The sequence below is a fragment of the Streptomyces sp. NPDC048496 genome (assembly GCF_043200055.1).
Taxonomy (GTDB): domain Bacteria; phylum Actinomycetota; class Actinomycetes; order Streptomycetales; family Streptomycetaceae; genus Streptomyces.
Genome location: NZ_JBICXB010000005.1, coordinates 136,734 through 162,081, shown reverse-complemented (window position 1 = coordinate 162,081; position 25,348 = coordinate 136,734). Strand labels below are relative to the sequence as shown.

General features: G+C 70.3%; 21 protein-coding genes. 13 read left to right on the top strand and 8 right to left on the bottom strand.

Annotated features, from left to right (window positions below):
* Positions 1–198: 198 nt before the first annotated feature.
* The 3 genes from ACGFSA_RS08110 to ACGFSA_RS08100 all read left to right on the top strand — a co-directional run bounded on the left by ACGFSA_RS08110 (position 199) and on the right by ACGFSA_RS08100 (position 7,414).
* On the top strand, positions 199–3,975 hold the full coding sequence (locus ACGFSA_RS08110) for a S8 family serine peptidase (RefSeq protein WP_393301367.1): 3,777 nt from the start codon (positions 199–201) through the stop codon (positions 3,973–3,975).
* 121 nt (positions 3,976–4,096) lie between these two features.
* Positions 4,097–5,620, top strand: a complete 1,524-nt coding sequence (locus ACGFSA_RS08105) for a protein phosphatase 2C domain-containing protein (RefSeq protein WP_393301364.1) — start codon at positions 4,097–4,099, stop codon at positions 5,618–5,620.
* A gap of 51 nt (positions 5,621–5,671) precedes the next feature.
* Positions 5,672–7,414, top strand: coding sequence for a pyruvate dehydrogenase (locus ACGFSA_RS08100; RefSeq protein ID WP_393301362.1), 1,743 nt, complete (start codon positions 5,672–5,674; stop codon positions 7,412–7,414).
* A 53-nt stretch (positions 7,415–7,467) separates the two neighbouring features.
* Here ACGFSA_RS08100 and ACGFSA_RS08095 read toward each other — a convergent pair whose 3' ends face one another.
* Entirely contained in the window at positions 7,468–10,581 is a 3,114-nt protein-coding gene (locus ACGFSA_RS08095; RefSeq protein WP_393301359.1) for an alpha-mannosidase, read from the bottom strand.
* A gap of 162 nt (positions 10,582–10,743) precedes the next feature.
* Here ACGFSA_RS08095 and ACGFSA_RS08090 point away from each other — a divergent pair, with 162 nt between their 5' ends.
* The 7 genes from ACGFSA_RS08090 (at position 10,744) to ACGFSA_RS08060 (ending at position 17,724) form a co-directional block, all read left to right on the top strand.
* Positions 10,744–11,904 (top strand): NAD(P)/FAD-dependent oxidoreductase, encoded by a 1,161-nt coding sequence (locus ACGFSA_RS08090; RefSeq protein WP_393301356.1) that lies wholly within the window; start codon positions 10,744–10,746, stop codon positions 11,902–11,904.
* A complete protein-coding gene (locus ACGFSA_RS08085) occupies positions 11,901–12,266 on the top strand; it encodes a (2Fe-2S)-binding protein (protein WP_393301353.1) in 366 nt (121 codons plus the stop codon). The genes ACGFSA_RS08090 and ACGFSA_RS08085 overlap by 4 nt, the downstream gene beginning before the upstream one ends.
* Positions 12,247–13,737, top strand: a complete 1,491-nt coding sequence (locus ACGFSA_RS08080) for an NAD(P)/FAD-dependent oxidoreductase (protein WP_393301350.1) — start codon at positions 12,247–12,249, stop codon at positions 13,735–13,737. The genes ACGFSA_RS08085 and ACGFSA_RS08080 overlap by 20 nt, the downstream gene beginning before the upstream one ends.
* A gap of 98 nt (positions 13,738–13,835) precedes the next feature.
* On the top strand, positions 13,836–14,744 hold the full coding sequence (locus tag ACGFSA_RS08075) for a dihydrodipicolinate synthase family protein (RefSeq protein WP_393301347.1): 909 nt from the start codon (positions 13,836–13,838) through the stop codon (positions 14,742–14,744).
* Between the two features lie 58 nt (positions 14,745–14,802).
* Positions 14,803–15,804 carry a proline racemase family protein gene (locus tag ACGFSA_RS08070; protein WP_393301344.1) on the top strand — a complete coding sequence of 334 codons (1,002 nt, stop codon included), beginning with the start codon at positions 14,803–14,805 and terminating at the stop codon, positions 15,802–15,804.
* Positions 15,801–16,754, top strand: a complete 954-nt coding sequence (locus ACGFSA_RS08065) for an ornithine cyclodeaminase family protein (protein WP_393301341.1) — start codon at positions 15,801–15,803, stop codon at positions 16,752–16,754. The genes ACGFSA_RS08070 and ACGFSA_RS08065 overlap by 4 nt, the downstream gene beginning before the upstream one ends.
* A gap of 241 nt (positions 16,755–16,995) precedes the next feature.
* On the top strand, positions 16,996–17,724 hold the full coding sequence (locus tag ACGFSA_RS08060; RefSeq protein ID WP_393301339.1) for a GntR family transcriptional regulator: 729 nt from the start codon (positions 16,996–16,998) through the stop codon (positions 17,722–17,724).
* A gap of 54 nt (positions 17,725–17,778) precedes the next feature.
* Here the strand turns inward: ACGFSA_RS08060 and ACGFSA_RS08055 are convergent, their stop codons facing one another.
* Entirely contained in the window at positions 17,779–18,015 is a 237-nt protein-coding gene (locus tag ACGFSA_RS08055; protein WP_393301632.1) for a hypothetical protein, read from the bottom strand.
* Between the two features lie 58 nt (positions 18,016–18,073).
* Positions 18,074–18,463, bottom strand: coding sequence for a barstar family protein (locus ACGFSA_RS08050; RefSeq protein WP_393301335.1), 390 nt, complete (start codon positions 18,461–18,463; stop codon positions 18,074–18,076).
* 49 nt (positions 18,464–18,512) lie between these two features.
* Between ACGFSA_RS08050 and ACGFSA_RS08045 the strand changes: the two genes are divergently transcribed.
* Entirely contained in the window at positions 18,513–19,172 is a 660-nt protein-coding gene (locus ACGFSA_RS08045; protein ID WP_393301332.1) for a discoidin domain-containing protein, read from the top strand.
* Positions 19,173–19,222: 50 nt separating this feature from the next.
* On the opposite strand, the gene ACGFSA_RS08040 is transcribed toward ACGFSA_RS08045, so the two are convergent.
* Both ACGFSA_RS08040 and ACGFSA_RS08035 read right to left on the bottom strand, forming a co-directional pair.
* A complete protein-coding gene (locus ACGFSA_RS08040) occupies positions 19,223–19,351 on the bottom strand; it encodes a hypothetical protein (RefSeq protein ID WP_393301329.1) in 129 nt (42 codons plus the stop codon).
* 532 nt (positions 19,352–19,883) lie between these two features.
* On the bottom strand, positions 19,884–20,276 hold the full coding sequence (locus tag ACGFSA_RS08035) for a ribonuclease domain-containing protein (RefSeq protein ID WP_393301326.1): 393 nt from the start codon (positions 20,274–20,276) through the stop codon (positions 19,884–19,886).
* 237 nt (positions 20,277–20,513) lie between these two features.
* Here ACGFSA_RS08035 and ACGFSA_RS08030 point away from each other — a divergent pair, with 237 nt between their 5' ends.
* Positions 20,514–20,912, top strand: coding sequence for an ATP-binding protein (locus tag ACGFSA_RS08030; protein WP_393301323.1), 399 nt, complete (start codon positions 20,514–20,516; stop codon positions 20,910–20,912).
* A gap of 41 nt (positions 20,913–20,953) precedes the next feature.
* Here the strand turns inward: ACGFSA_RS08030 and ACGFSA_RS08025 are convergent, their stop codons facing one another.
* The gene (locus ACGFSA_RS08025) at positions 20,954–22,030 is read right to left on the bottom strand and encodes a DUF2637 domain-containing protein (RefSeq protein ID WP_393301320.1); all 1,077 of its coding nucleotides are present in this window, start codon (positions 22,028–22,030) and stop codon (positions 20,954–20,956) included.
* Positions 22,031–22,221: 191 nt separating this feature from the next.
* Positions 22,222–23,070: a (2Fe-2S)-binding protein gene (locus ACGFSA_RS08020; RefSeq protein ID WP_393301317.1), complete on the bottom strand. Its 849-nt coding sequence runs from the start codon at positions 23,068–23,070 to the stop codon at positions 22,222–22,224.
* A gap of 145 nt (positions 23,071–23,215) precedes the next feature.
* Here ACGFSA_RS08020 and ACGFSA_RS08015 point away from each other — a divergent pair, with 145 nt between their 5' ends.
* A complete protein-coding gene (locus ACGFSA_RS08015; RefSeq protein WP_393301314.1) occupies positions 23,216–24,037 on the top strand; it encodes a GntR family transcriptional regulator in 822 nt (273 codons plus the stop codon).
* 368 nt (positions 24,038–24,405) lie between these two features.
* Here ACGFSA_RS08015 and ACGFSA_RS08010 read toward each other — a convergent pair whose 3' ends face one another.
* Entirely contained in the window at positions 24,406–25,191 is a 786-nt protein-coding gene (locus ACGFSA_RS08010; protein ID WP_393301311.1) for a hypothetical protein, read from the bottom strand.
* Positions 25,192–25,348: the final 157 nt, after the last annotated feature.

The following is a 25,348-nucleotide window of genomic DNA, read 5'->3' as shown; positions in this document are numbered from 1 at the left end:
CGGACGCGTCAGTTCCGCATCGTTCCGCCCTCTTCGGCCCGGCCGGTCGTGGCGGAAAACGGCCACGGCGTAAACCCGCCGTGTACATCATCCCTGCATCGCCCGTCGCCATGCCAATGTGGCGCCCACCGCAGCACCAATAGCCTCCGGAATCAGCCAGCTTGCGCTGTCTTGATCCGTATTCATCTGGGGAGAGCGATGCGCCCGATATCGCGTACGGCACTGGGAGCGGCGACCGCCGCGGTCCTGGCCGTCACCGTGGTCGCACCGTCCGTGGCAGCGCCACCGACGGAGTCCACTTCGAAGAGACCGCTGACCGGCAGCGCGGCAGCCGGTGCCGACGCTGCCGCGAAGGGCGGCAAGCCGGTCACCGTCACTTTGGTGACCGGTGACAAGGTCCTGGTGAGCACGGATAGTTCGGGGGCCCCGTCGGCCACCGCACTGCCCCGTGAGGACGGCACCGTCCCCCTCGTACAGACCCGGCAGTCCGGCAAGGACCTGTACGTGTACCCGGACACCGCGACCGAGGCGCTCGCCGCGGGCACGGTCGACGAGGAGCTCTTCAACGTCACCGGACTGATCCGCCAGGGCTACGACGACGCGAGTACCACGTCGCTGCCGTTGATCGCGGTCTACGGCCAGAACCTGGCCCGTTCCGCGCCCGCCACCCCGCGCGGCGCGAAGCGCGGGCTCTCCCTCGACGCCATCGACGGCGTCGCGCTCAAGGCGGACAAGGCCAAGGCCGCCGACTTCTGGTCGGACGTCACCAACAACCGCTCCCGCTCGGCCTCCGGTCTGAAGAAGCTCTGGCTCGACCGCAAGGTTCAGGCCACCCTCGACAAGTCGACCAAGCAGATCGGCGCCGACCTCGCCTGGGCCGCCGGATACGACGGCAAGGGCACCAAGGTCGCCGTCCTCGACACCGGTGTCGACGCCGAACACCCCGACCTCAAGGGCCGGATCGCCGCCTCGGAGAACTTCACCGACTCCAACACCACCGACGACCGGCAGGGCCACGGCACCCACACCATCTCCACCGTCGGCGGTACCGGCGCGGCCAGCGACGGCAAGAAGAAGGGCGTCGCACCCGGCGCCGACCTGCTCGTCGGCAAGGTTCTCAACGACCGCGGCTTCGGTGCCGAGTCCTGGATCATCGCCGGCATGCAGTGGGCCGTCGACCAGAAGGCCGATGTCGTCTCCATGAGCCTCGGGAGCCCGACGCCGACCGACTGCACCGACCCGATGAGCATCGCCGCCGAACAACTCGCCCAGAGCAAGAACACCTTGTTCGTCATCGCGGCAGGCAACTCCGGCCCGACGCTGAACACCGTCTCCTCCCCGGGCTGCGCCCCCAGCGTGCTGACCGTCGGCGCCGTCGACCGCGACGACTCCACGGCCCAGTTCTCCAGCCGCGGACCCGTGATCGGATCGCACACCCTCAAGCCCGAGATCGCCGCCCCCGGCGTCGCCATCTCGGCGGCGGCGGCCGGTGGCCGCGGTGTCTACGCGTACCGGACGATGTCCGGTACATCGATGGCCACCCCGCATGTCGCGGGCGCCGCAGCGATCGTGAAGCAGCGTCACCCGGACTGGACCGCACAGCAGATCAAGGCGGCCCTCGTCTCGTCCGCGAAGAGCGACATCCCCGGTGACGTGCGGGAGACCGGCGGCGGCCGCCTCGACGTGAAGGCCGCCATCGACACCACCGTCGTCGGTGCCCCCGCCGTCCAGGGCGGCACGTTCAACTGGCCGCAGGACAAGTCCGACCGCACCACGGTCGACGTTCCGTACACCAACTCCGGCACCGAGCCGGTGAAGCTGTCGCTGAAGGTCCAGGGTGTCACCGGTAACGACGGCTCGGCCGTCCGCTCCTCCGTCGCGAAGCTCGACGCGAGCAGTGTCACCGTTCCGGCCGGAGCCACCGTCAAGGTCCCGCTGCAGATCGACCCGACGGCGCAGCTGAAGGCCGCCCAGTACGGTGATGTCACCGGGCGTGTGCTGGCCACCGGCGCCGACGGCGTCAAGGTGTCCACCCCGTTCTCGCTGTACGTCGGCGCGGAGACCGTCACCCTGCGGGTCAAGCTCGTCGACCGCACCGGCAAGCCCGCCGCGGGCTCCTCCTCGCTGGACGTCATCGGTACCGACACCGCCACCGGTGAGCGCCGCTTCAACGACGGCTCGGCCGACCAGGTGTACCAGGTCCGCCCCGGCGCCTACTTCGTCTCCAGCTTCATCATGTCGCCGGACCTGAAGGACGCCACCGGCAGGCTCGTCGAGTCCGTCGGATACCTGGCGCGCCCGCAGCTGAACGTCACCAAGGACACCACCCTGGTGCTGGACGCCCGCAAGGCCCATCGGATTCAGGTGAGGACCGAGGACCGCGCGTCCGAGGCCCGTTCCACGACCCTCGCCTTCGGCCGCAGCTGGGACGACGTCTGGCTGCACGCGGGCTCCGTCACCGGCACCCGCATCGTCAAGAACTACCTGGTCGACATCCAGGGCAGGGCAACCGACGGTGACTTCGAGTTCGACAGCGCCTGGCGTGCGTACGCCCCGCAGATCGAGAAGCTCGCGGTGGTCGGCGGCGCCGAACTGCACCCGCTGCTCGCGAGCACCGGCTCCGTCAACCTCGACGGTACCGGCGAGGCCGCGCTCGTCGACGCGGGCACCGGCACCCCCGACGAGCTGAGGGCCGCCGATGTCACGGGCAAGATCGCCCTGGTGAAGGTCGCCGACGACGGATCCATGAGCGTCCAGGCGCGGAACGCCAAGGCCGCCGGGGCCAAGGCGATCATCGTGCACCGGCCGTCCTCGGGCCTCTGGCAGCCGTCCTTTGGCTTTGGTTCGGCGCCGCTGCCCGCCCTCGCCGTCGAAGCGAGTGAGGCCGCCGGCCTGAACGCCGCCCTGGCCGCCGGCCCCGTGAAGCTGCGCTGGAAGGGCACTGCCGCCAGCCCGTTCGTCTACAACCTGAGCTTCCCTGAGACCGGCCCGGTCACCTCGGACCGGACGTACAAGGTCCGTGACAGCAAGCTCGGCATGTCCACCGCCACGTACGAGGCGATGGGTGTCGCGGCCGACTACGTCGATATGATGGTCTTCGGCCGGCCGTACGGCGGGCGTTACTCCGCACCGTTCGACTCGGTCGCCGTCCCGGGCAAGCGCACCGAGTACTACACGGCGGGCGACACCGCCTGGGAGCGCTACGTCTCCTCCAGCTTGCCGTTTGGCGAGGCCATGGCCGATCCGGCGCACACCTACACGGCCGGCTCGAAGCGCACGGAGAACTGGTACCGGGGCATCCTCGGCCCGTCGACTCCGCGCGACGCCCAGGGCAAGGAGGTGCTCGCCGCCGAGCGTCAGGACAACCTGATCGGCGTCGCCCCGGGTTTCTGGGCGGACAGCGAACACCGTGGCATCCAGGGCTCCTTCGGGGATATGGGCAACATGACGCTGACCAGCGGTGGCGAGGTGCTCGGCGAGTCCTACTGGCCGTCCGGGGTGTTCACCGTCCCGGCCGGGGACGCGGCGTACGAACTCACCATGCGGACCATGAGGTTGGGTCAGCCCGCCGCCGTGTGGAAGCGGTCCACCCGGACCGAGACCACCTGGAAGTTCCGTTCGAAGCGGGACGAGAACGCGTACTCTCAGGGTATTCCGCTGCTGTTCCCCGGATACGACCTGGCCACGGACGGCATGAAGACCCTGGCGGCGCAGGACGGTCAGCAGATCGGCCTGAGTGTCACGGGCCACGCCGGCTACACGCCCGGCAAGCTGACCGCGGCCAAGGTGTCGTACTCGTACGACGGTGGCACGACCTGGACCCAGGCCACCACCGCACAGCAGGACGGGCGTTGGACCGCGACCGTGAACCACGCGGGTGCGGCCGGCAAGCCGGTCACGCTGAAGACGGAACTGACGGACGCCAACGGAAACTCCGTCGTCCAGACCGTCGTCGACGCGTACGCGGTGCGTTGACCTCGGCCACACCATGACCGGTCCGCCGGGCGACCTTCCCGTGGGGGGTGGGGTCGCCCGGCGGACCTCTTTTTTCCTGATGACCCGTTTTCGTACGGCCCGTGCGGTGGACAATAAGGGCATGAGTCAGCAGGGGGAGAGGCCCGCCGCCCACGAGGACGACTGGTGGCGCAAGCTGTACGACGAAACCGCCCCGGACGCCGGGGCGAGTAACGCGGCCGACAGTCTCGACGACCGATTCGACTCGGCTTCGGGGGCGGTGGGTCCGCCGGGGCCCGGGGCGGACGTCGCCTTGCCGGAACCACCCCGCGTGGCGCCCGCCGACGGTCCGCCCGTGCCGCCTCCGCCGCCACCTGCACCTTCGCCTCCGCCTCGGCCTCCGTCGGCACCGGAACCTCCACCTCCGCCGCCCGTGCGATCCGTGCAGGCGCGTGCGCCGTGGGAACCGCCGGCCGGCCCCTCGCGGCCGAGGACATTCACCACGCCGCCGCCGGCCACGCCGCCGTCCGTTGTCGAAGCGCCGGCCACAGCCTCCGTTCCGCCGCTTCCGAGACGGCCGGTCGCCGCGGAGCCGGCGGCGCCCGAGGCGGGACCGACCACCGTGCTCCCGGCCGCACCTGCCCCCGGGACCGCTCCCGAAGCCCCTCCCGCCCCCGCGGCCCGCCCCGGCCCCTCGTACGTAGGCGACCGTCCGCCCACCTACGACGCCGAGCCGACCGCTCTTCCCGCCACCGTCCCCCAGGAACTGGACGGACTCGTCGCCGACACCGTGCTCGACGGCGCCCGGTACGGGACATACACGCTGCGCGCCGCCTCCGTGCGTGGCGACTCCGCCCGGTTCCGGGGAGAGCCCCGGCGCGACGCCCTGCTCACCGTGCGGTTCGGTGCCGCCGAGAACGCCCTCGTGCTCGTCGCCGTCGCCAGCGGCGCCCGTGCCACCGAGGGTGCCCATCTCGCGGCCGCGGACGCCTGCCGCTGGATCGGCGGAGCCGTCGGCCGCAGCCACCCCCGGCTCTCCGAGGACATAAGAGCGGGCCGCCGCGGCGACCTCAAGTCCGGTCTGCACCGCCTCACCGACCGCAGCTACGGCAAACTCCGCGCCCGCGCCGTCGAGCTGGGGATCGAACCGGAGGAGTACACCGCGGGGCTGCGGTGTCTGCTGCTGTCGGCCGATCCCGCCTGCCGGACCCGGGTCTTCTTCGGGGTGGGCGGTGGGGGGCTCTTCCGGCTGCGGGACGGCGTCTGGCAGGACCTCGAACCGGACGTCCCGGACCCCGGGGCCATGACCGGGCAGGCCGTCGTCGGCTTCGGGTCCGTGTCCCCCGGGAGCGGGCCCGACGTCGACCCGCTGACCATGGACCTGGGGATCGCGACGCCCCCGTCCCCGTACGTCGAGAGCCTGCCACCGCCACCCGCGCAGCCGTTCCGGTTCCGCGCCTCGGTAGCCCGCCCGGGGGACACGCTGCTCCTGTGCAGTACCGGTCTCGCCGAGCCGCTGCGCGGCGAACCCGCCCTCGCCGAGGAGCTCGCCGAACGCTGGACGCCCCAGGAGCCGCCCGGCCTGGCGGCGTTCCTCGCGGACACCCAGCTCAGGGTGAAGGGGTACGCCGACGACCGTACAAGTGTCGGCGTCTGGGAGGCGTAACCGCACGCGCCATGGGTTGATGGACTCCTAGCGCGGAGAGGAAACGCACCCATGGCCAAGCAGAACGTGTCGGAGCAGTTCGTCGACATTCTCGTCCGGGCGGGCGTCAAGCGCCTGTACGGCGTCGTCGGCGACAGCCTCAACCCGGTCGTCGACGCCGTTCGCCGCAACGCGGCCATCGAGTGGATCCAGGTCAGACACGAGGAGACCGCCGCCTTCGCGGCCGGCGCCGAGGCCCAGATCACCGGGACCCTGGCCGCCTGCGCGGGTTCCTGCGGCCCCGGCAATCTGCACCTCATCAACGGCCTCTACGACGCCCACCGCTCGATGGCCCCGGTCCTCGCCCTTGCCTCGCACATCCCTTCGAGCGAGATCGGTCTCGGCTACTTCCAGGAGACCCATCCGGATCTGCTCTTCCAGGAGTGCAGCCACTACAACGAGATGATCTCCAACCCGCAGCAGATGCCCAGGCTGCTCCAGAGCGCGATCCAGCACGCCATCGGACGCGGCGGGGTCAGCGTCGTCTCGATGCCGGGCGACATCGCCTCCCGGCCGGCGCCGGAGAAGTCGATCGAGCACGCCCTGGTCACCGCGCGGCCGACGGTCCGGCCCGGTGACGAGGAGATCGAGAAGCTCTGCCGGATGGTCGACGAGGCGAAGCGGGTGACGCTGTTCTGCGGGAGCGGCACGGCGGGCGCCCACGCCGAGGTCATGGAGTTCGCCGAGCGGGTGAAGGCCCCCGTCGGTCATGCGCTGCGCGGCAAGGAGTGGATCCAGTACGACAACCCGTACGACGTCGGCATGAGCGGACTGCTCGGCTACGGTGCCGCGTACGAGGCGACCAACGAGTGCGATCTGCTGATCCTGCTCGGCACCGACTTCCCGTACAACGCCTTTCTGCCTACCGATGTGAAGATCGTCCAGGTCGATGTGCGCCCCGAGAACCTCGGCCGCCGCTCCAAGCTGGATCTGGCGATCTGGGGCGATGTCCGTGAGACGCTGCGCTGTCTGACGCCGCAGGTGAAGGTCAAGACCGACCGCAAGTTCCTCGACCGGATGCTGAAGAAGCACGCCGACGCGCTGGAGGGCGTGGTCAAGGCGTACACCCGCAAGGTCGAGAAGCACATCCCGATCCACCCCGAGTACGTCGCCTCGGTGCTCGACGAACTCGCGGACGACGACGCGGTGTTCACCGTCGACACCGGCATGTGCAATGTGTGGGCGGCCCGCTATCTCACCCCCAACGGCAAGCGCCGGGTGATCGGTTCGTTCAGTCACGGCTCGATGGCCAACGCGCTGCCGCAGGCGATCGGCGCCCAGTTCGTCGACCGGAGCCGGCAGGTCGTGTCGATGTCCGGCGACGGCGGATTCACCATGCTGATGGGCGACTTCCTCACCCTCGTCCAGTACAACCTTCCGGTGAAGGTGGTCCTGTTCAACAACTCCGCTCTCTCCATGGTCGAGTTGGAGATGCTGGTCGCGGGTCTGCCGTCGTTCGGTACGACCAACAAGAACCCGGACTTCGCGGCGATCGCCCGGGCCTCCGGGGCGTACGGCGTACGGGTGGAGAAGCCCAAGCAGCTCGAAGGCGCCCTCAAGGACGCCTTCAAGCACAAGGGACCGGCCCTGGTCGATGTCGTCACCGACCCCAACGCGCTCTCCATCCCGCCGAAGATCAGCGCGGAGATGGTGACCGGCTTCGCGCTCTCCGCAAGCAAGATCGTGCTGGACGGCGGCGTGGGCCGGATGCTTCAGATGGCCCGCTCCAACCTGCGGAACGTGCCCCGCCCCTGACCGGCGGATCGGGGCCGGACACCCCCTGGGCCGTTCCGGGGTGGGGCGGCCGCTCAGGCCGGGGTCAGTCGCACCGTCAGGATCTGGAACGGCCGCAGCGCCAGTACGAGACCGTGCTCATCGGTCGTCGCGTCGCGCAGGGGTCGTTCCAACAGGTCGGTGATCTGCGCCCGCACGACGGGGAAGCCGACCCGGAGCGTGGCCTCCGCCCGGCCGCCGGCCGACTCGTACAGCCGGACGACCACATCGCCGCTTCGGTCCTCGGCGAGCTTCACCGCCTCCACGGTCACCGCCGGATGCCCGGTGGTGACCAGTGACGGCACGGCCGGGGCCACCGCCGCGCGCAGCGGCAGATTGAGCGCGAGCCCCTCGCGTACCGCGTCCGAGACCTCCGCCCCGGGCGCCAGCGCGTACCGGAACCGGTGCGTGCCGAGGTCGGTCTCCGGATCCGGGCTGTGCGGGGCGCGCAGCAGCGTCAGCCGTACGGTTGTGGCGAGCCCCGACCTGTGCGGGGTCCGGTTCACGTCGTGCCCGTACGTGGAGTCGTTGAGCACCGCGATCCCGTATCCCGGCTCGGCGACCCGCAGCCAGCGGTGTGCACAGATCTCGAAACGCGCCGCGTCCCAGCCGGTGTTGTCGTGCGTCGCGCGGTGGACATGCCCGAACTGGATCTCGGACGTGGACCGTTCGGCATGCACATCGAGCGGGAACGCGGCCTTGAGGACCTTCTCCGACTCCTGCCAGTCCACCTCGGTCTCGATGTCGATCTGCCTGCTGCCCGCCGCCAGCCGGATCTCCTGCACGATCCGTGAGCTCCCGAACGAGCGCACCACCCGCACGGCCGCCCGCAGCGGTCCCTCCTCGACCAGCTCGACCGAGTCGGCATCGGTCAGATCGGTGCGGGACCGGCGGTAGTGCCGGTCGATGTCCCAGGCGTCCCAATGGTTGGGGTGGTCCGGGTGCAGTTGAAGGAGATTGGCCCGGTGACCCGGGGCGAGGACCTCACGCCGTGCGCCGAGGTCACGGACGGCGGCGATCAGCCCGTCGCGGTCGACGGTGAAGCGCAGCAGCCCGTTGTCGAGGACGAATCCGTCGTCCGACGTGCGGCCCGCCGTGACCTCGCGTTCGGGCACCGCGGACCCGTCGATCGGTCCTGCTCCCAGTCCCGGCGCCTCGGCGAGCACCGCCGTGCGCCAGTCGGCCAGCTGCTGGACATGGGCGCCGGGCGGCAGCGCCGCGCTCGCCTCTGCGTCCAGCTCCAACACCTGACGTCGGTCGTACGGGGAGGAGTTGAGCGCCATCAACCCCTCTGCGGTGCCGAGCGCGGTCACCGCCTCGGTCACCAGGTCGGCCAGCTCCCCCCGCACCTGTTCGTAGGTGTCGCGGGCCTCGCGGTGCACCCAGGCGATCGACGAGCCGGGCAGGATGTCATGGAACTGATGCAGCAGGACCGTCTTCCAGACCCGGTCCAGCGTCTCGTACGGATAGGCGTACCCGGGCGCCCGTAGCGCTGCCGCCGTCGCCCACAACTCGGCCTCCCGCAGCAGGTGTTCACTGCGACGGTTGCCCTGCTTGGTCTTGGCCTGGGTGGTGTACGTCGCCCGGTGCAGCTCCAGATACAGCTCGCCGGACCAGACCGGGGCCTGCTCGGCGTACTCCTCCTCCGCCGCCGCGAAGAACGCCGACGGTTTCTCGATCGTGACCCGCGGAGAACCCTCCAGATCGCGGAGCCGGCGCGCCTTCTCCAGCATCTCGCGGGTCGGACCGCCGCCGCCGTCGCCCCAGCCGAACGGCACCAGCGAGCGGGTCGCCCGCCCCTTGTCGGAGAAGTTCTTCTCCGCATGGGCGAGTTCACGGGCGTGGAACTGCGCGTTGTACGTGTCGACGGGCGGGAAATGGGTGAAGACCCTGGTCCCGTCGATGCCCTCCCACCAGAAGGTGTGGTGCGGCATCTTGTTGGTCTGGTTCCAGGAGAGCTTCTGCGTCAGGAACCACTTCACCCCGGCCAGCCTGGCGAGTTGCGGGAATGCCGCCGTGTAGCCGAAGGAATCCGGCAACCAGATCTCCTCCGTCTCCACCCCCAGCTCCTCCTGGAAGAAACGCTTCCCGTGCACGATCTGCCGCGCCAGCGCCTCACCGCCCGGCATATTGGCGTCGGATTCCACCCACATCGAGCCGACGGGCGCCCACTGTCCTTCCGACACCGCCTGCTTGATCCGCTCCCAGATGTGCGGCTGATGGTCACGCACCCAGGCGTACTGCTGGGCCTGCGAACAGGCGAAGACCAGCTCCGGATAGTCCTGGGCGAGCGCGGTGACATTGGCGAACGTGCGCGAGGCCTTCCGTACCGTCTCGCGCAGCGGCCACAGCCACGCCGAGTCGATGTGTGCATGACCGGCGGCCGAGATCCGGTGCGCGCTCGCCGACGCGGGGCGGGCGAGTGCCTCGGCGAGCTCGGCCCGGGCTCCGGACGCCGTGCCCGCCACATCATGCAGATCCAGCGCGTCGAGCATCCGCTCCAGCGCCCGCAGGATCTCGTGCCGTCGTGACCGGTCGGCGGGCAGTTCGTACATCAGCTCCGACAACACCTCGATGTCCAGGACGAGATGCCAGACCTCCTCGTCCAGTACGGCGAGGTCCGCGGAGACGAACCGGTACAGCGGCCGGTCGCCCGCCGTGAGGACGTCCCCGAGCGGGGTCGGCGCGAAGCCGTGCTCCAGTACGGCCGGGTTGGCCGCCGCCTCCAGCAGCAAGGAGACCGGCTCACCGCCCGACGCCGCGGTCGCGACCCTCAGATGGCGATTGCGGGGGTGGATGCCCTTGAGCGGTACGCCCTCCGCGTCGTAGAGCATCCCCTCCGCCTGGAAGCCCGGACCCTGACCGGAGAATCCGGGGTCGGCGACCACCTCGACGTGGCGCCCCGCCCACGCCTCGGGCACTGTGCCCTCCAGCCTGAACCAGCTGGTCGACCAGGGCCTGCCCCACTCCGTGCCGGCCTCGAACGCCTCGTACGTCCCCTTCATCGCCTCCGCCACCGGCACCGGTTCGCCCGGCGCGTGCCACACGGAGAGGGTGAGCGGGAACCGGTCCGCGTACTGGGCGGGGCGGATGAATTGGTGGAGGGCACGCTCCAGGCGGCCCTCCACCAGCGTGCGGTCGTCGTGCATCACGGCTCCTCGGGATCGGCGCTTCGGGGTGTCCATGGCTCCACTTCCCCGGCGGCGGAACCGGCACCCCTGCGAGCGGCGCGAGGGGGTGACAGCTGTTCAACTGGCCCTGTGCGCACCCTTGGCGCCCCTGAAGCAATGTGACATATTACTGCCGTGCTCATGAGACAGACCCTGGATGTCGTCATCGTCGGGGCCGGAGTGGTCGGTGCCGCCTGCGCCTACTACGCCTCCCGGTCCGGACTGTCCGTAGCGGTAGTCGACCGCGGACCGGTCGCCGGAGGCACCACCGGAGCCGGGGAGGGAAACCTCCTGGTCTCCGACAAAGTTCCAGGACCCGAACTCGAACTGGCCCTGCTCTCCGCCTCCTTGTGGCGCCGACTGGCGGAGGAACTGCCTGTTGGCATCGAGTACGAGCACAAGGGCGGCCTGGTCGTGGCGGCGTCCGAGGAATCCCTGACCGCCCTGTCCACGACGGCCGCCGGCCAGCGGGCGGCCGGAGTCGAGGCGTACCACGTCACATCCGACCGGCTCCGCGACTTCGAGCCCCATCTCGCACCGCACCTCGCCGGAGGCTTCCACTATCCGCAGGATGCGCAGGTCCAACCAGCAGTGGCAGCAGCCGAGTTGTTACGGTCGGCCGGCCGCTCCGGGGCACGCCTGTGCCCGGGGGAGGAGGTCGTCGCGATCCTCAGAGACCGAGAGGGCGCGGTACGTGGGGTGCGCACCACACGCGGCGAACTGCTCGCCCCGGCGGTCGTCAACGCGGCGGGCACCTGGGGCGGTGACCTGGCCGCGCTGGCCGGAGTGGACCTGCCGGTCCTGCCGCGCAGGGGATTCGTACTCGTCACCGAGCCGTTGCCCCGGCTGATCCGGCACAAGGTCTACGCGGCGGAGTACGTGGCCGATGTGTCGAGCGGGTCCGCGGCGCTGCAGACCTCACCCGTGGTGGAGGGAACCCCCTCGGGACCGGTGCTGATCGGGGCCAGCCGCGAACGGGTCGGCTTCGACCGGACATTGTCGGTTCCGGTGATCGCCCGACTGGCCGCCCAGGCCGCCGCTCTCTTCCCCGTACTGGCGGATGTGCGGGTGATACGCGCCTACCACGGGTTCCGCCCCTATCTTCCCGATCATCTGCCGGCGATCGGCCCGGACCCCCGGGTGGCGGGTCTCTTCCATGCCTGCGGCCATGAAGGGGCCGGGATCGGGCTGGCCCCCGCGACCGGGCTGCTGATCGCCGATGCGATCGCCGGGCGGCAGCCGGAAATCGATCTCGGACCGTTCGCCCCGGACCGGTTCCACACCATGGGCCGGACCACATGACGGTGGAGGGGCCTCGTGCCCAAGGAGAGGATGCTGTGAGACGCACCCGTGCACGCACCCCGGCCGAGCTCGTCGCGGCGGAGCCGGGACCGGCATACCAGCTGACCTTCGACGGGCGCCCGATCAGTGGACTGCCGGGCCAGAGCATCGCCGCGGCACTCTGGTCGGCGGGCATCCTGACCTGGCGTACCACTCGCGTCCACGGCCGGCCGCGGGGAGCCTTCTGCGGCATCGGTGCCTGTTACGACTGTCTGGCCACCGTCAACGGCCGGCCCAACCAGCGCGCATGTTTGCTTCCCGCCCGGCCCGGCGACACCATCACCACGCAGGAGGGCGACGGGCATGCCGCACTCGACAGCTGAACGCCGGCCACAGGCAGCGGACCGTGCCGGACTTGCCGTGGTCGGCGCGGGGCCGGCCGGCCTGGCCGCAGCCGTCACCGCGGCCGATCACGGGCTCGACGTAGTCCTGTTGGACTCGGCCGTCACGCCGGGCGGACAGTACTACCGAAGCCCGGCCGACGGGCTCGGCGCCGCCCGGCCCGGCGCCTTTCACCACGGCTGGTCCGTCTTCGCCGAACTCTCGGCACGGCTTGCGGCGCACCGCGACTCCGGCGCGATCCGCCATCTCGCCGACCACCACGTGTGGACGGTCGAACGAGCCGGTGACGGCGACTGGATCCTGCACGCCGTCACCGGATCCGGAGGGGATCACCGCATTGCTGTCCCGGCCCGCCGACTGCTGCTGGCGACGGGGGCCCATGAACGCCAACTGCCGTTTCCTGGATGGACACTTCCAGGTGTGGTGAGTGCGGCCGGGGCCCAGGCCATGCTCAAGTCCGGCCTGGTGCTGCCGGGCCGCCGGATCGTGGTCGCGGGGAGCGGTCCGCTTCTTCAGGCCGTCGCTCTCTCGCTGACGCGCGCCGGTGCCGGCGTTCCGGCGCTGGTCGAAGCGTCCGGATACGGCGCGTACGCGCGAAATCCCCTCGTGCTGGCCGTCAACCCCGGCAAGGCGGCCGAAGCGGTCCGGTACGGGGTGGCGCTGGCCCGCGCCGGAGTCCGGGTTCTGTCCCACCGGGCAGTCACCGACGTGCACGGCGAAGACCGGGTGGAGGCGGTGACCGTCAGCCAGGTGGACCACCGATGGCGTCCGCTGCCGGGGACCGGTCGCAGGATCGCCTGCGATGCACTCGCCGTCGGACACGGGCTCGTTCCTCAGCTGGAACTCGCCGTGGCGGTGGGCTGCGGTACACGCGTGTGCGCGGACGGTACGCACGCGGTCGTCCTCGACGAGCAGCTCAGGACCACCGTGCCGGGGGTCTGGGCGGCAGGAGAGACGGGCGGTATCGGTGGTGTCGAACTTGCCCTGTGTGAGGGCGAGTTGGCTGCGCTGTCGGTCCTTCGCGAGGTTCGGGGTGGGGTACGGCGGGGAGTGGCGCGCAGAGCCGTCGCTCTGCTTCGTTCCGGGCGCAGCCTGCGGGCCTTCGCCGCGTTGATGGGTGCTGTGCACCGGCCGGGGGCGGGGTGGAGCGAATGGCTGGCCGACGACACGGAGGTCTGCCGTTGCGAAGAGGCCACCGCGGGCCGGATCCGTGCCGCGTGCGAGGAGCTCGGAGCCGGTGACACCAGGACCGTCAAACTGCTCACCCGGGCCGGGATGGGGTGGTGCCAGGGCCGGACCTGCGGATTCGCCGTCCGCGAACTGGCCGATGCGCACGGCACCGCACACAACACGGTACGCGGCACCGGAGAAGGGCCGGACGGACCCGACCGGCGGCCGCTGGCCTGCCCCGTGAAGCTGTCCACGCTCGCCGAGCCGACCGACCCGGGGTAGACCTGCACCCACTCCCTGCCGCGCCTCGGCGCTCCTCGCCGTCGGCTGCTGCCCATGCTCCGCCTGCCATGACATGTCACACCTCATAAGGAGCCACGATGCTGACGAACGCCCACCTGCGCACCCGCCCCTGGCACGGTGTCATGGTCGCCACACCGCTGACCCTGCGCGATGACTGCACGATCGACTACGACGCCTATGCCACGCACGTCCAGCAGCTCATCGCGGCGGGTTGCGACGGTGTGGTACCCAACGGGTCACTGGGGGAGTACCAGACCCTGACCGACAGCGAACGCGAGCAGGTCGTCAGGGTCGCCGTCGAGGCGGCCGGCGACGGCAGCCGCGTCATGCCCGGCGTCTCCGCCTACGGCAGCGCCGAGTCACGACGCTGGGCGGAACGAGCCGCAGAGGCGGGCGCCGGTTCCGTACTGCTCCTGCCGCCCAACGGCTACCGTTGCGAGGACGCGGCGGTCCGCGCCCACTACGCCGCTGTGGCCGAAGTCGGGGTGCCGGTCGTCGCGTACAACAACCCCTACGACACCAAGGTGGATCTGGCCCCGAGCCTGCTCGCCGCTCTCCACCAGGAGGGCAGCATCGTGGCGGTCAAGGAGTTCAGTGGCGACGTCCGGAGGGCGTACGAGATCGCCGAACAGGCGCCCGGCCTCGACCTGCTCGTGGGCGCCGACGACGTACTGCTGGAACTGGCGCTCGCCGGGGCCGTCGGCTGGATCGCGGGCTGTCCGAACATGCTGCCGTCCTGTTGTGTGGAGCTGTACCGGGCCGCTGTGACAGGTGACCTGGCAACCGCCCTGCCGCTCTACCGTGAACTGCACCCTCTGCTGCGGTGGGATTCGAAGCCGGAATTCGTCCAGGCCATCAAGGCATCCATGGACGTTGCCGGACGCCACGGCGGCCGCACCCGTCCGCCGCGCCTCCCCCTGCCCGCCGACGACGCGGCCGCCGTACGGGCCGCGACGGAGAAGGTGGTGGCCGGGGGCCGCGGCTGAGCGATGCTCCCACCGTCGTACGTCCGGTCAGCGCCCGAGTGACAAACCAGGGAGAGCCTTGCAGACACGTCACATATTCCATGCGGTCGACTCACACACCGAGGGCATGCCCACCCGCGTCATCACCGGCGGCATCGGCACCATTCCCGGTGCCACGATGGCCGAACGGCGCAGGTACTTCCAGGAGCACCGGGACGCCGTGCGCACCCTGCTCATGTACGAACCGCGCGGCCATGCCGCCATGAGCGGCGCGATCCTCCAGCCGCCCACCCGGCCCGACGCGGACTTCGGCGTCCTCTACATAGAGGTCTCCGGGTTCCTGCCGATGTGCGGGCACGGCACCATCGGAGTCGCGACCGTTCTGGTGGAGACCGGCATGGTCGAGGTCACCGAACCCGTCACCACCGTGCGGCTGGACACCCCGGCCGGACTCGTCTGCGTCGACGTCCGGGTGAGGGACGGCGCGGCCGCCGCCGTCACACTGACAAACGTTCCCGCGTTCAGCGTCGCATTCGACCGGACGGTGGACGTACCCGGCTACGGACCGGTGCGCTACGACCTCGCCTACGGCGGCAACTTCTACGCGATGCTGCATCTCTCCGACCTCGGCCTGCCCTTCGACCGGGCGCGCAAGGACGACATCCTCGCGGCCGGACTCGCCCTGATGGACGCGGTCAACGCCGCCGACCGCCCCGTCCATCCGGAGGATCCGGACATTCACGGCCTCAAGCACGTGCAGTTCATCGCACCCGGTTCCGATGCCCGCCACTCCCGGCACGCGATGGCGATCCACCCGGGCTGGTTCGACCGGTCGCCCTGTGGAACCGGTACATCGGCACGCATGGCCCAACTGCACGCACGCGGCGAACTGCCCCTGGACACCGACTTCGTGAACGAGTCCTTCATCGGAACGTCGTTCACCGGACGTCTCGTCGAGAAGACCACCGTGGGCGGGCTGCCCGCAGTCGTCCCCACCGTCACCGGCCGGGCCTGGATCACTGGTACCGCACAATTCTTCCTGAACCCGTCCGACCCCTTCCCCGAAGGATTCCTGCTGTGAACCTGCCCCTGCTCGGCGCCGAAGACATCGAGGCCCTGGGGCCGACCGGAGCCGTGGACGCCCTGGAGGCGGCGCTGAGCGGGGGACTCGATCCGGAGATTTGCCCGGCCCGGCACCATGTCACAGTGCCCGGCGGAGAACTGCTGATCATGCCCGCCACCACCCAGCACGTGACCGGAGTGAAGATCGCCGGAGTCGCCCCCGGCAACCCGGCACGCGACCTGCCCCGGATCACCGGAAGCTATCTGCTGCTCGACGGCCCCACCCTGCTGCCGCTCGCCCTGCTCGACGGGGCCGCGCTCACCACCCTGCGCACACCGGCCGTGTCAGCACTGGCGATCCGCCACCTCACCGGGCCCGTCCTGCGTCATCTGGTGCTCTTCGGAACCGGCCCCCAGGCGTACGGACACCTTGCCGTGGTGCTTGCGGAACGGCACGTCGAACGCGTCACCGTGATCGGCCGTACCCCGCACCGGGTTGCCGCACTGGTCGAGCACGCCCGTCAACTCGGTGTGAACGCCCGCGCGGGTGAGGAGCACGGCGCCGGGGAGGTTGCCACGGCAGATCTGGTGCTCTGCTGCACCACGTCCGCCACTCCGCTGTTCGACGGCACCCTCGTACCGGACGGGGCGACGGTTGTCGCGGTCGGCTCGCACACCCCGGATGCCCGGGAGGTCGACACCGCTCTCGTGGCACGCTCCGCCGTGATCGTCGAATCGAGGGTGGCGGCTCTGTCGGAGGCGGGCGATCTGCTGATCCCGATGGCGGAACGAGCCTTCAGCGCCGAGGACATCACCGGCAACCTCGCCGACCTGGTGACCGGTCGGATCCCCGACGCGAAGGCGGCTCCCTTCGAGCGTCCCCGGTTCTTCAAAAGTGTCGGAATGGGCTGGGAAGACCTGGCGGTCGCCGCGGCGGTGCACCGTAACTCACGGCCTGCCCCGCGGTAGGGAGCGGGCTCCCGACGCCCTGCGACTCCTCTTGCGGCGTTGTCGTCAGTCACCGACGCTCCGCGTCGACTCCATCCTCCGCCTTGCAATCGAAGCCGCACGACGCCGCTCGCTGATCCACTCCCTAGCGCGGGGGAGGCCGTTAGCGCCCTGACCAGGTTGTCCACAGGCCGGGAACGACGGGCCTCAGCGGAAACACACCACTGTATTCTGAGGGCCCGTACGGCGCTGGAGGAACAAAATGGCCCGCCTGACGACGCTCGGCGCCATCTCGGCGCAAGAGCACCTGCGCGACCGGGTGGCGAATGCCCTCAGAGCGGCCCTGATCGCCGGGGACCTCCGTCCGGGCATGATCTACTCCGCTCCCGCGCTCGCCGCCGAATTCGGCGTGTCCGCCACCCCGGTCCGTGAGGCCATGCTCGACCTGGCGCGTGAGGGCCTGGTCGAAGCGGTCCGCAACAAGGGCTTTCGGATCACTGAGCTGACCGATCAGGACCTCGACGACTTCACGGAACTCCGGGCCATGATCGAGGTCCCCACCGTCGGCCGCATCGCACGGATGGGCAAGACCGGGGAGCTGAAGGCGCTGCGGCCGCTCGCCCTGGCGATCGTCGCCGCCGCTGCCGAGCACGACATCATCGGCTATCTGGAGGCCGACCGTCGCTTCCATCTCGAACTGCTCGGACTGGCCGGCAACCGCAGGCTGGTGGAGGAAGTCGGCAACCTGCGCAAGCGATCGCGCCTCTTCGGGCTGAACCGACTTGCCGAGCAGGGACAGCTGGTCACATCGGCCGAGGAGCATGTGCAACTGCTCGACCTTCTGATCGCCGGTGACGCCCAGCGGGCCGAGACCTGCATGCTGGCCCATATGTCACATGTCAGGTCGCTCTGGGCCGAGGAGGAGGGCGACGACACGGGCGCTGGAGGTGCCCGGATCAGAAGGGTGTCGCTGCCGGTCGCAGAGGCCTGAACCACCGACCCCGTCCCGGAGGCCCGGAAGTCGCTCCGCTCTTTCCCTTCCGCCTCACTGTTCTCCGCCCTCCGACTGCAGCCCTACGGTTCTCCGCCTTCCGTCGGCCGCCCTCGCGGGGACGGCCGGCGGAAGCGGGTCGCCTTCCAGACGCCCGTCCAGGTACCTGTCGGCGCGCGCCTGGGCGCAGTCGTGAAGATCCATGCCGAGCATGTGGCCGCTGCTGCAGAGCGTGTACCGGCGGTAGAAACCGTTGTCGGCGTCGAGCGCCTCACCGGCCGATATCCGCAACGCGGGAAGCGTGCGTGCCAGGGCGTGGCCGCCCGATCAGAGGTCACCCGACAGGCTCTCACATCAGCCGTAGTGTGCCGGGCGCCGTTCCGCTCGTCAGGGCGTCCACGAGCAGGTCGAACAGTGTCGGTCCCCGCCCGGCCAGGGCGTCGTCGAGCCGCCGCTGGACCGCCGGTCGGTTGGTGGGGTGCACCCGGCTCAGGCTCTGCCGCAGATACCGCGCTGTCTCCTCGTGGCCCAATGCCTGTGCGGAAAGAGAGTGGTCCCGCCACTCGAAGACGAAGTCGCCGTCGTCCGGAGTGCCCATCCCGCCGCCGAGACAGTCCGCGAAGGCGTCGAAATTGCGGCCGAAGTAGCCGCCGGGACCGTTCACCGCCTCGCCGATCACCTGCCAGAATCGCTCCAGGCCGGTGACTTCGGAGCCTTCGATCACATAGGTCACGGTCATGGGCGCAGGGTAACTCCTCGGCGGTCCGGGGATCAGCCGGTGACCACAGTTGCCGCCAGCAGGAGCGCGCTTGCCAATACAAGAGGTCTCTTACGCTCCGCCACTGCTTCCCCCACCTCGCTCAGGAAAGGTCGAGCCCGACAAGTCGGTGAAGACCACCTGGGCGGTCACCGCACCCGCGGACGCAAAGCCCAGTGCCTACACACTGTCCGCACAGGCCACCTACAAGAACGCCAAGAGCACCGACAAGGGCACCGGCACCACGTTCCACCCGGCGATAGTCCCTCAAGGGCAGATGCGGGTGGTCGAGGTCGACAGCGAGGAGACCGTCGGGGAGGACGGCGGTGCAGCGAATGTCCTGGACGGTGACCCGGCCACCTTCTGGCACACCCGCTGGTACGGAGGCACCGACCCGCTGCCTCACCACATCGTGCTCGACCTCGGTGAAAATCTCGAGGTCGCCGACCTGCGTTACCTGCCCCGCCAGCAGAGCGCCAACGGCCGGATAGCCGGATGCGAGGTCTGGGTGAGCACGGACCGCACCGCGTGGACCAAGGTCGCCACCGGGACCTTCGCGAACACCACGGCCGAGCAGACCGTCACTCTGAACGGCACGCCGGCCCGCTACCTCAAGCTCGTCGCCACGTCCTCTCACGCTGGACCGTGGACTACGGCCGCCGAGCTGAACGTCACCCGAGTAGTGCGCTGACCACCTGGAGGGGCTGGTCCGCCGCACGGGCGGGGCGGCCTCTCCGACGATCACGCGGTCATCGCATGGACAGCTGCGCCGGGTCCCGGACAGACGAGGGTGAGCAATTTCTTCAGGTTGGTGATCCGCTCGCCGCGCCAGTCCGCCTCTGGGTCGTACACGAGCTGGTCGGCATCCACCGCGGACAAACTCCGGCAGCTTGCCGACCTCGGACTGGAGTGGGCGGCGGCGTAGCCACGTCAGAGACCATGCGAGGGTCCGTGCCGGAGTCGGCACGGACCCCCTCGCTGTCTCAGGTGCCGAACCTCTTGGCGCGGGCGGTCAGCACGTCGCGCAAGATGCTCGGGCGTGCGCGCCATGCGCAGCAGTTCACGCACCACTTCGGCCTTGTCCCAGCGGATGCCGGTCTGAACCCTCAGCTCCAGGATCCACCGGCCGATCTCCAGGGACTCGCTCGGGTCGAAGCGGACCGTCAGCGGGATGGCGCCCTCTGTCTTCGGGCGGGCCGCGGAGCCGTGGCTGGCGCAACCCTTGGCGCAACAGATGGCCGAAACAGTAGGCGCAACAGATGGTGCGCCCAAGGCGCCGTCCGACATCTCGGGGCTTGCGAGGTCGACCATGTGGCCCTTGTCTGGGTGAATCTCCGTGTGCCGGCGAACCCCGTCGGCGGTCAGCGCGTCGTGCGGACTTACGTGCGCGGGCCGCCGGGACTCAGCAGCCGTGGTCGACGAGGTCGAACGTCGCGTAGTGGTCGGCGGTGTAATAGTCCTCCTGGGATGCCTCGCCCGTTACGATCCGCCGCGCGCCGCGGGTCGGGGAGCCCGGGGTGATGACCGTGTACTCGTGGTAGTACCCGGTGCTCCGGCTGGGCAGCACGCGTTCACGGTTCTGGAAGACGACGCCGTCCTGCGAGTACGGGAAGGGTCCGCCCGCCTCGATCAGATCGAGGGTGTCGTGCGCCTGGGGCGGCAGGTCCGAGTAGCAGATGCTGCCGACCGACGTGGCCGCGGCGGTGGCGGACGCCGTGACCGGGCCGCCGACGAAGAGGACGGACAGGAGGGCGGCGACGCCGCCGAACATGGTGATCCGTGGGGGGATTCGCATGTCCACCATGATGACGCGCGTAGACATGGTCACGTCAATGCCAACCCTTGTGAATGTTGTGGAAGTTGACCGGACCGGTGCGAATGCAGCAGCCGGGTGTCACGCGAATCCGTAGTGCGCCCGCCCCCTGTGCACATATTGATGAGTCGACAAGCGTGACAGCCCCTGTGCGGGGCATGCATCCCGGGAGGATGTTCGACGAGAAGGGGGCGATCGACTGTGCACGCGGGGGAGACGATGGAGCGTCAGCACGATGTTCAGCTGCGCCGCAAACTGGCTCGCAGCGACCTGTCGGCCGTGGCCGAAGTGCGGCGTGCGCTGAGGGAGTTCCTGCGATATCGATGGCAGGAGGATTCAGTCGAAGTGGCGGAGCTCCTGCTCAGCGAACTGGTGACCAACGCACTGGTCCACACGGATCACGGAGCGGTCGTCACCGTGAAGGTGACGCCGGCGACGTTGCGCGTCGAGGTCCGGGACTTCGTCACCGGACTGCCCATGTCGTACGTACCGAACGCCGACGACGGTACGCACGGCAGGGGATTGGTCCTGGTGCATGCTCTCGCGGACGCCTGGGGGGTGACGGCGCACGCGCTGGGCAAGGTGGTCTGGTTCGAGCTGGACGGCGAAAAGCCCTGAGAGCCCGGAAGGGACCGGGCCTCAGGGCCTTTTGCGACGGATCAGCCGAACTGCTGCTCCAGGTCCTTCAGCTTCCGCTCCAGTGAATCGAGCCGGGGCAGTGCCTGGGTGTCGTCCTCGGCGGTGAGGTCGACGGTGAACGGTTCATTGGGGTTCCGGTCCGAGGCGCTCGAACTCGGCCCCGTCACGGCCTGCAGGGATGGCCGGGGGCGCAAGGGCAGTTGTCCCGGCTCGGATATGGCGGGCTCCACGGCGGACTGCGCGGAGACAGCCGAGGGGGCGATGGCCTGGACGTCCACCTGGGTGCCGCCCCGGCCGACCCGGCGCCAGGCCCGGTTCTGCCGGTTCAGCGCCTTGATGTGGGCACGGTCCAGCTTCTCCTGGTCCTTCCTGCGGAGACGGTTCTGCTCCTTCTCCCGCCGGTCCTCACGTACCTCCTCGACCGCTTCGTCCAGGGTGCGTACGCCCTCCAGCAGCATCAGTGACCAGGCGCCGAAGGTCTCACGGGGGGCGCGCAGCCACCGTACGATCCGGATCTGCGGCAGCGGACGGGGCACCAGGCCCTGCTCGCGCAGTGCGGCCCGGCGGGTCTGCTTCAGCGCCCGGTCGAAGAGCACGGCTGCCGAGAGCGACATCCCCGCGAAGAAGTGGGGAGCGCCCGCGTGGTCGATTCCGCGGGGTGCGTGCACCCAGTTGAACCAGGCGGCCGCGCCGGCGAACGTCCATACGAGCAGCCGTGATCCGAGCGCCGCGTCACCGTGGCTGGCCTCGCGCACCGCAAGTACGGAACAGAACATCGCGGCCCCGTCGAGGCCGAACGGAACGAGATACTCCCAGCCCCCGGAGAGGCCGAGGTTCTGCTCGCCGAAGCCGACGAGCCCATGGAAGGAGAGGGCGGCGGCGACCGCCGCGCAGCAGAACAGCAGGACGTACGAGGCGGTGGCATACAGCGCCTCCTTACGTCTGCGACGCTCCTCGCTGCGCTCCCAGCTGTCTTCGGCCGCGGGATTGTCAGCGGCGCGCTTGCCGCGTGCGACCACCGCCACCGCCGCCAGGACCCCCACGAGCAGCACGGCGCCCGGAAGCAGCCAATTCAGCGATATGTCGGTCAGTCTCATGCGCGGTCCCTTGCATCGCGTAGGGCATTTCGGGCGCCATGATTGCCGAAACCCCGTCACGCTCAGGGGGTTTCGGGGCAAGAGAACGCCATTGGGTTGGCAAGGCATACGGATAGCCGGGATTTGATCGAGTATCCGTACACGGCCAATGATCTGCGTTCGAATAGTACTACTCGTACGAGCGGTGTGGGTCAGTGAGTGGGCGTCAGTTTCCGTACCCGCTCGGTGTCACAGGTGCGCGGGCAGGTGACGCAGGTGTCCTCGGGCCGCAGCGTGTAGAAGAGGCAGCAGCTGGTGCGGTCGCGCGTGGGCAGTGACTCGCCGTTCGGTCCGGTCAGTTCACGGAAGCCCGCCGTGCCGACGTACGGCTTCGTGGTGCCGGGCAGGAGCGCCTCCAGCTCGGCCATCGCCCGCCGCTCCTCGCCGAGCAGATGGGCGATGTACCAGAGGCCCTCGACGATCTCGTCCGTCGCCATGCCCCACAACGCCCGCCTGCCGCGCCGCATCCGCGGTCCGAAGCCGTCCAGGACCGGGCCGATGTGGTCGGCCACGGCGGCGAGCACCTGGGCCCGCAGCGCCGCCTCGTCGGGGACCACCCGGGCGCCCGGCAGTCCGGCTGCCGGATCGTCGGGAAGGCAGGCGAATTCCCGCACGCGCAGGGTCAGATGGCCCAGTGCCCGCTGGAAGGCCACGTCGCCGACAGGGATCCGGGGCACCCGCCGGTGCAGGAACCAGGGCACTGTCACCAGCAGACAGGCGGGCCAGGCGTACCGGTGCAGCCCGAAGCCGGCGGCCACATCGGGGCGGGGCTGCTGACCGTAGTCCCGCAGCACCTGCGCATGGTCCCAGGCGAGGAAGGCGTCGAGTGCGGGGCCACCCGCCGCAAGCTCGTCCGCGCCCACCCAACCCACGCCGCTGGGGGCGCTCTCGTCGTCCGCCAGCACTCTTGCGCGCAGCCCGGGGAAGACCTCGGCCAGGCGCGCGTACGCGTCCGTCACGGCGGACGCGGTGGTGCCGGGGAGGAGTGCGGGGAGTGTCATGCAGGGACCACCGAATCGCGATCGTTTGCAGGTAAGCCTTACCTTATCCGAACTGATCGGTGTTTGAACTGCGGCCTCGTCCGCTTATCGTGCACAACGGGCATGGCGCATGGGAGCCGGCCCACGGCCGGCCGAGGAGGTCCGAGTGGAGCAGGGCAGGGCGCGTGAGCAGGCGCGGGTGCCGTACACGTCCGCCGCGTCCTCGTCCGCGACCACGCCGCCGTCGGTACCGCCCGTCCGGATGCCGGACCAGGGGCGCGGCAATCAGCCGTGCGCCGAGCGGGCCGGTGCCGAGCCGGTGCGTGGCGAGCACACCCACAGCGAGCCGCCCGCGCCCCGCGTCGTGGTGCAGCGGCACTCCGTGCGCGGCCAGATCCTGGACGCCCTGCGCGCCGCTCTCGTCGACGGCGAGCTGTTGCCCGGACAGGTCTACTCCGCCCCGGTCCTCGGCGCCCGCTTCGGCGTGTCGGCGACGCCGGTCCGTGAGGCGATGCAGCAGCTGGCGATCGAGGGTGCCGTCGAGGTCGTGCCGAACCGCGGCTTCCGGGTCGCCGAGCGCGGCCCGCAGGAGCTCGCCGAGCTGGCCGAGGTGCGCGCCCTGATCGAGGTGCCCGTCATGCTGCGGCTGGCCCGCACCGTGGAGCAGGCCCGCTGGGCCGCCCTGCGTCCGCTGGCCGAGGCCACCGTCGCGGCCGCCGCGGTGGGGGACCGGGCGAGCTATGCCGAGTCCGACCGCGCCTTTCACCGTGCGGTCCTCACGCTCTCCGGTAACCAGCAGCTCGTGATGGTCGCCGACGATCTGCACCGGCGCTCCCAGTGGCCCCTGGAGCACAACCCGGCCACCCGCCGCGCCGATCTGCTCGCCGACGCCGCGGAGCACACCGCGCTGCTCGACGCGCTGATCGCCCAGGATCTCGTCGTCGTGCAGTCGCTCGTACGCGAACACTTCGCGGGCGCGGACCGCTGACACCGCGGTCGGGGCCGCCGTCAGCTCCACGGACCGCCGCGTCCGACGCCGACCCCCGAGTTGAGCGACGCGGGACGGCAGCCCGGCGATCCGGTCGAGGACCGTACCTGACGGCCCTCCGCGGCGGACCCGTGCTCACGGGTTCCCCCGCGACAGGGAGTGGGCTCTCGACGTCCTGCGGCTCCTCCCCCAAGCTCTCGGCTTCGCTCGAGCAGGGAGGGGCCCCCTTCGGCGTTGTCGTCGGTCACCGACTCCCCCATAGCCCGAAAGGCATGGGGGGACCCCCTTCGCGTCGATTCCGTCCTCCGCCTTGCCATCGAAGCCGCACGACGCCGCTCGCCGATCCACTCCCTGTCGCGGGGAGGCCGTCAGTTCACCTCGGCAGTTCCGGGAGCCGGCGGCTCCAGGTGCGGGGCCAGCCAGGTCGGTACGCCGCCCAGGAGGCGGAAGAGACGTCCCGCCTCGGCGCGCAGCCGCGCCGCCGCCTCCGGTTCCGGTTCGGTGTCCGCCAGAGCGATGAGCGCCGGGGCCGTGCCGACCAGATAGCCCAGTTCCTCCCTTATCCGCAGCGACTCGGCGAACCCGTGCCGGGCCTCGGCCAGTTCGCCCTCGCGCAGCGACAGCAGCGCCAGCTGACGCCAGGTCGAGGAGAGCAGCAGCTCGTCGCCCTGGGCCGTCGCGCCGGCGTGTGCCCTGCGGTACGCGGCACGGGCGGCCTGCGGCGAGTCGGCGATGTTCTGCGCGATCAGGCCGCGGCGGAAGTCGAGCAGCGGGCGGCCCGGGGCCGCGGGGGAGAGCAGGGCGGCGGACCGGCTCAGCGCGACCCGGGCCTCGTCGGCCCGGTCCCGTACCCCGAGGAGGGTCGACGCGTATGCCAGATGGCCCCGTTCGCAGGCAGCGGCGCCGCGCTCGGCGTCGTCGTGGGCGAGGGCCTCGGCGGTGCGCAGGGCGTCCTCGGCGTCGGTCCAGCCGTCGCCGGTGTACAGACAGCGTTCGATCAGCAGAGCCGTCCGCTGGAGTGCCGCGGCCGGATCGGTCGTGGCGTCGCGTTCGAGCAGAGCGGCGGCGTCCGTCCAGCAGGCGCGTGACCGCAGCCGCCATACCGCTGTCTGGAGCGGCGGATCGTCATCTGCTGTCGTTCCGGAACCAGACATGGCGGTATACGCCACATTGCCCTCCCCGAGCGCGCCATTGAGCTGTTGAGGACCTGTCCTCGAACCGGGGCCCGACCCGGGTTCGACGACAGGCATTGAGTCTGGCGGCATCTCAGCACGGAATGGCACGCCGGGCCAAGGGGTCAGGTGAATGAAT

Bases quoted from the DNA above. Each gene is read 5' to 3' on its own strand.
- ACGFSA_RS08110 (WP_393301367.1), top strand. From the start codon at position 199: ATGCGCCCGATATCGCGTACGGCACTGGGAGCGGCGACCGCCGCGGTC.
- ACGFSA_RS08105 (WP_393301364.1), top strand. From the start codon at position 4,097: ATGAGTCAGCAGGGGGAGAGGCCCGCCGCCCACGAGGACGACTGGTGG.
- ACGFSA_RS08100 (WP_393301362.1), top strand. From the start codon at position 5,672: ATGGCCAAGCAGAACGTGTCGGAGCAGTTCGTCGACATTCTCGTCCGG.
- ACGFSA_RS08095 (WP_393301359.1), bottom strand. From the start codon at position 10,581: ATGCACGACGACCGCACGCTGGTGGAGGGCCGCCTGGAGCGTGCCCTC.
- ACGFSA_RS08090 (WP_393301356.1), top strand. From the start codon at position 10,744: ATGAGACAGACCCTGGATGTCGTCATCGTCGGGGCCGGAGTGGTCGGT.
- ACGFSA_RS08085 (WP_393301353.1), top strand. From the start codon at position 11,901: ATGACGGTGGAGGGGCCTCGTGCCCAAGGAGAGGATGCTGTGAGACGC.
- ACGFSA_RS08080 (WP_393301350.1), top strand. From the start codon at position 12,247: ATGCCGCACTCGACAGCTGAACGCCGGCCACAGGCAGCGGACCGTGCC.
- ACGFSA_RS08075 (WP_393301347.1), top strand. From the start codon at position 13,836: ATGCTGACGAACGCCCACCTGCGCACCCGCCCCTGGCACGGTGTCATG.
- ACGFSA_RS08060 (WP_393301339.1), top strand. From the start codon at position 16,996: ATGGCCCGCCTGACGACGCTCGGCGCCATCTCGGCGCAAGAGCACCTG.
- ACGFSA_RS08050 (WP_393301335.1), bottom strand. From the start codon at position 18,463: ATGACCGTGACCTATGTGATCGAAGGCTCCGAAGTCACCGGCCTGGAG.
- ACGFSA_RS08035 (WP_393301326.1), bottom strand. From the start codon at position 20,276: ATGCGAATCCCCCCACGGATCACCATGTTCGGCGGCGTCGCCGCCCTC.
- ACGFSA_RS08030 (WP_393301323.1), top strand. From the start codon at position 20,514: ATGGAGCGTCAGCACGATGTTCAGCTGCGCCGCAAACTGGCTCGCAGC.
- ACGFSA_RS08025 (WP_393301320.1), bottom strand. From the start codon at position 22,030: ATGAGACTGACCGACATATCGCTGAATTGGCTGCTTCCGGGCGCCGTG.
- ACGFSA_RS08020 (WP_393301317.1), bottom strand. From the start codon at position 23,070: ATGACACTCCCCGCACTCCTCCCCGGCACCACCGCGTCCGCCGTGACG.
- ACGFSA_RS08010 (WP_393301311.1), bottom strand. From the start codon at position 25,191: ATGTCTGGTTCCGGAACGACAGCAGATGACGATCCGCCGCTCCAGACA.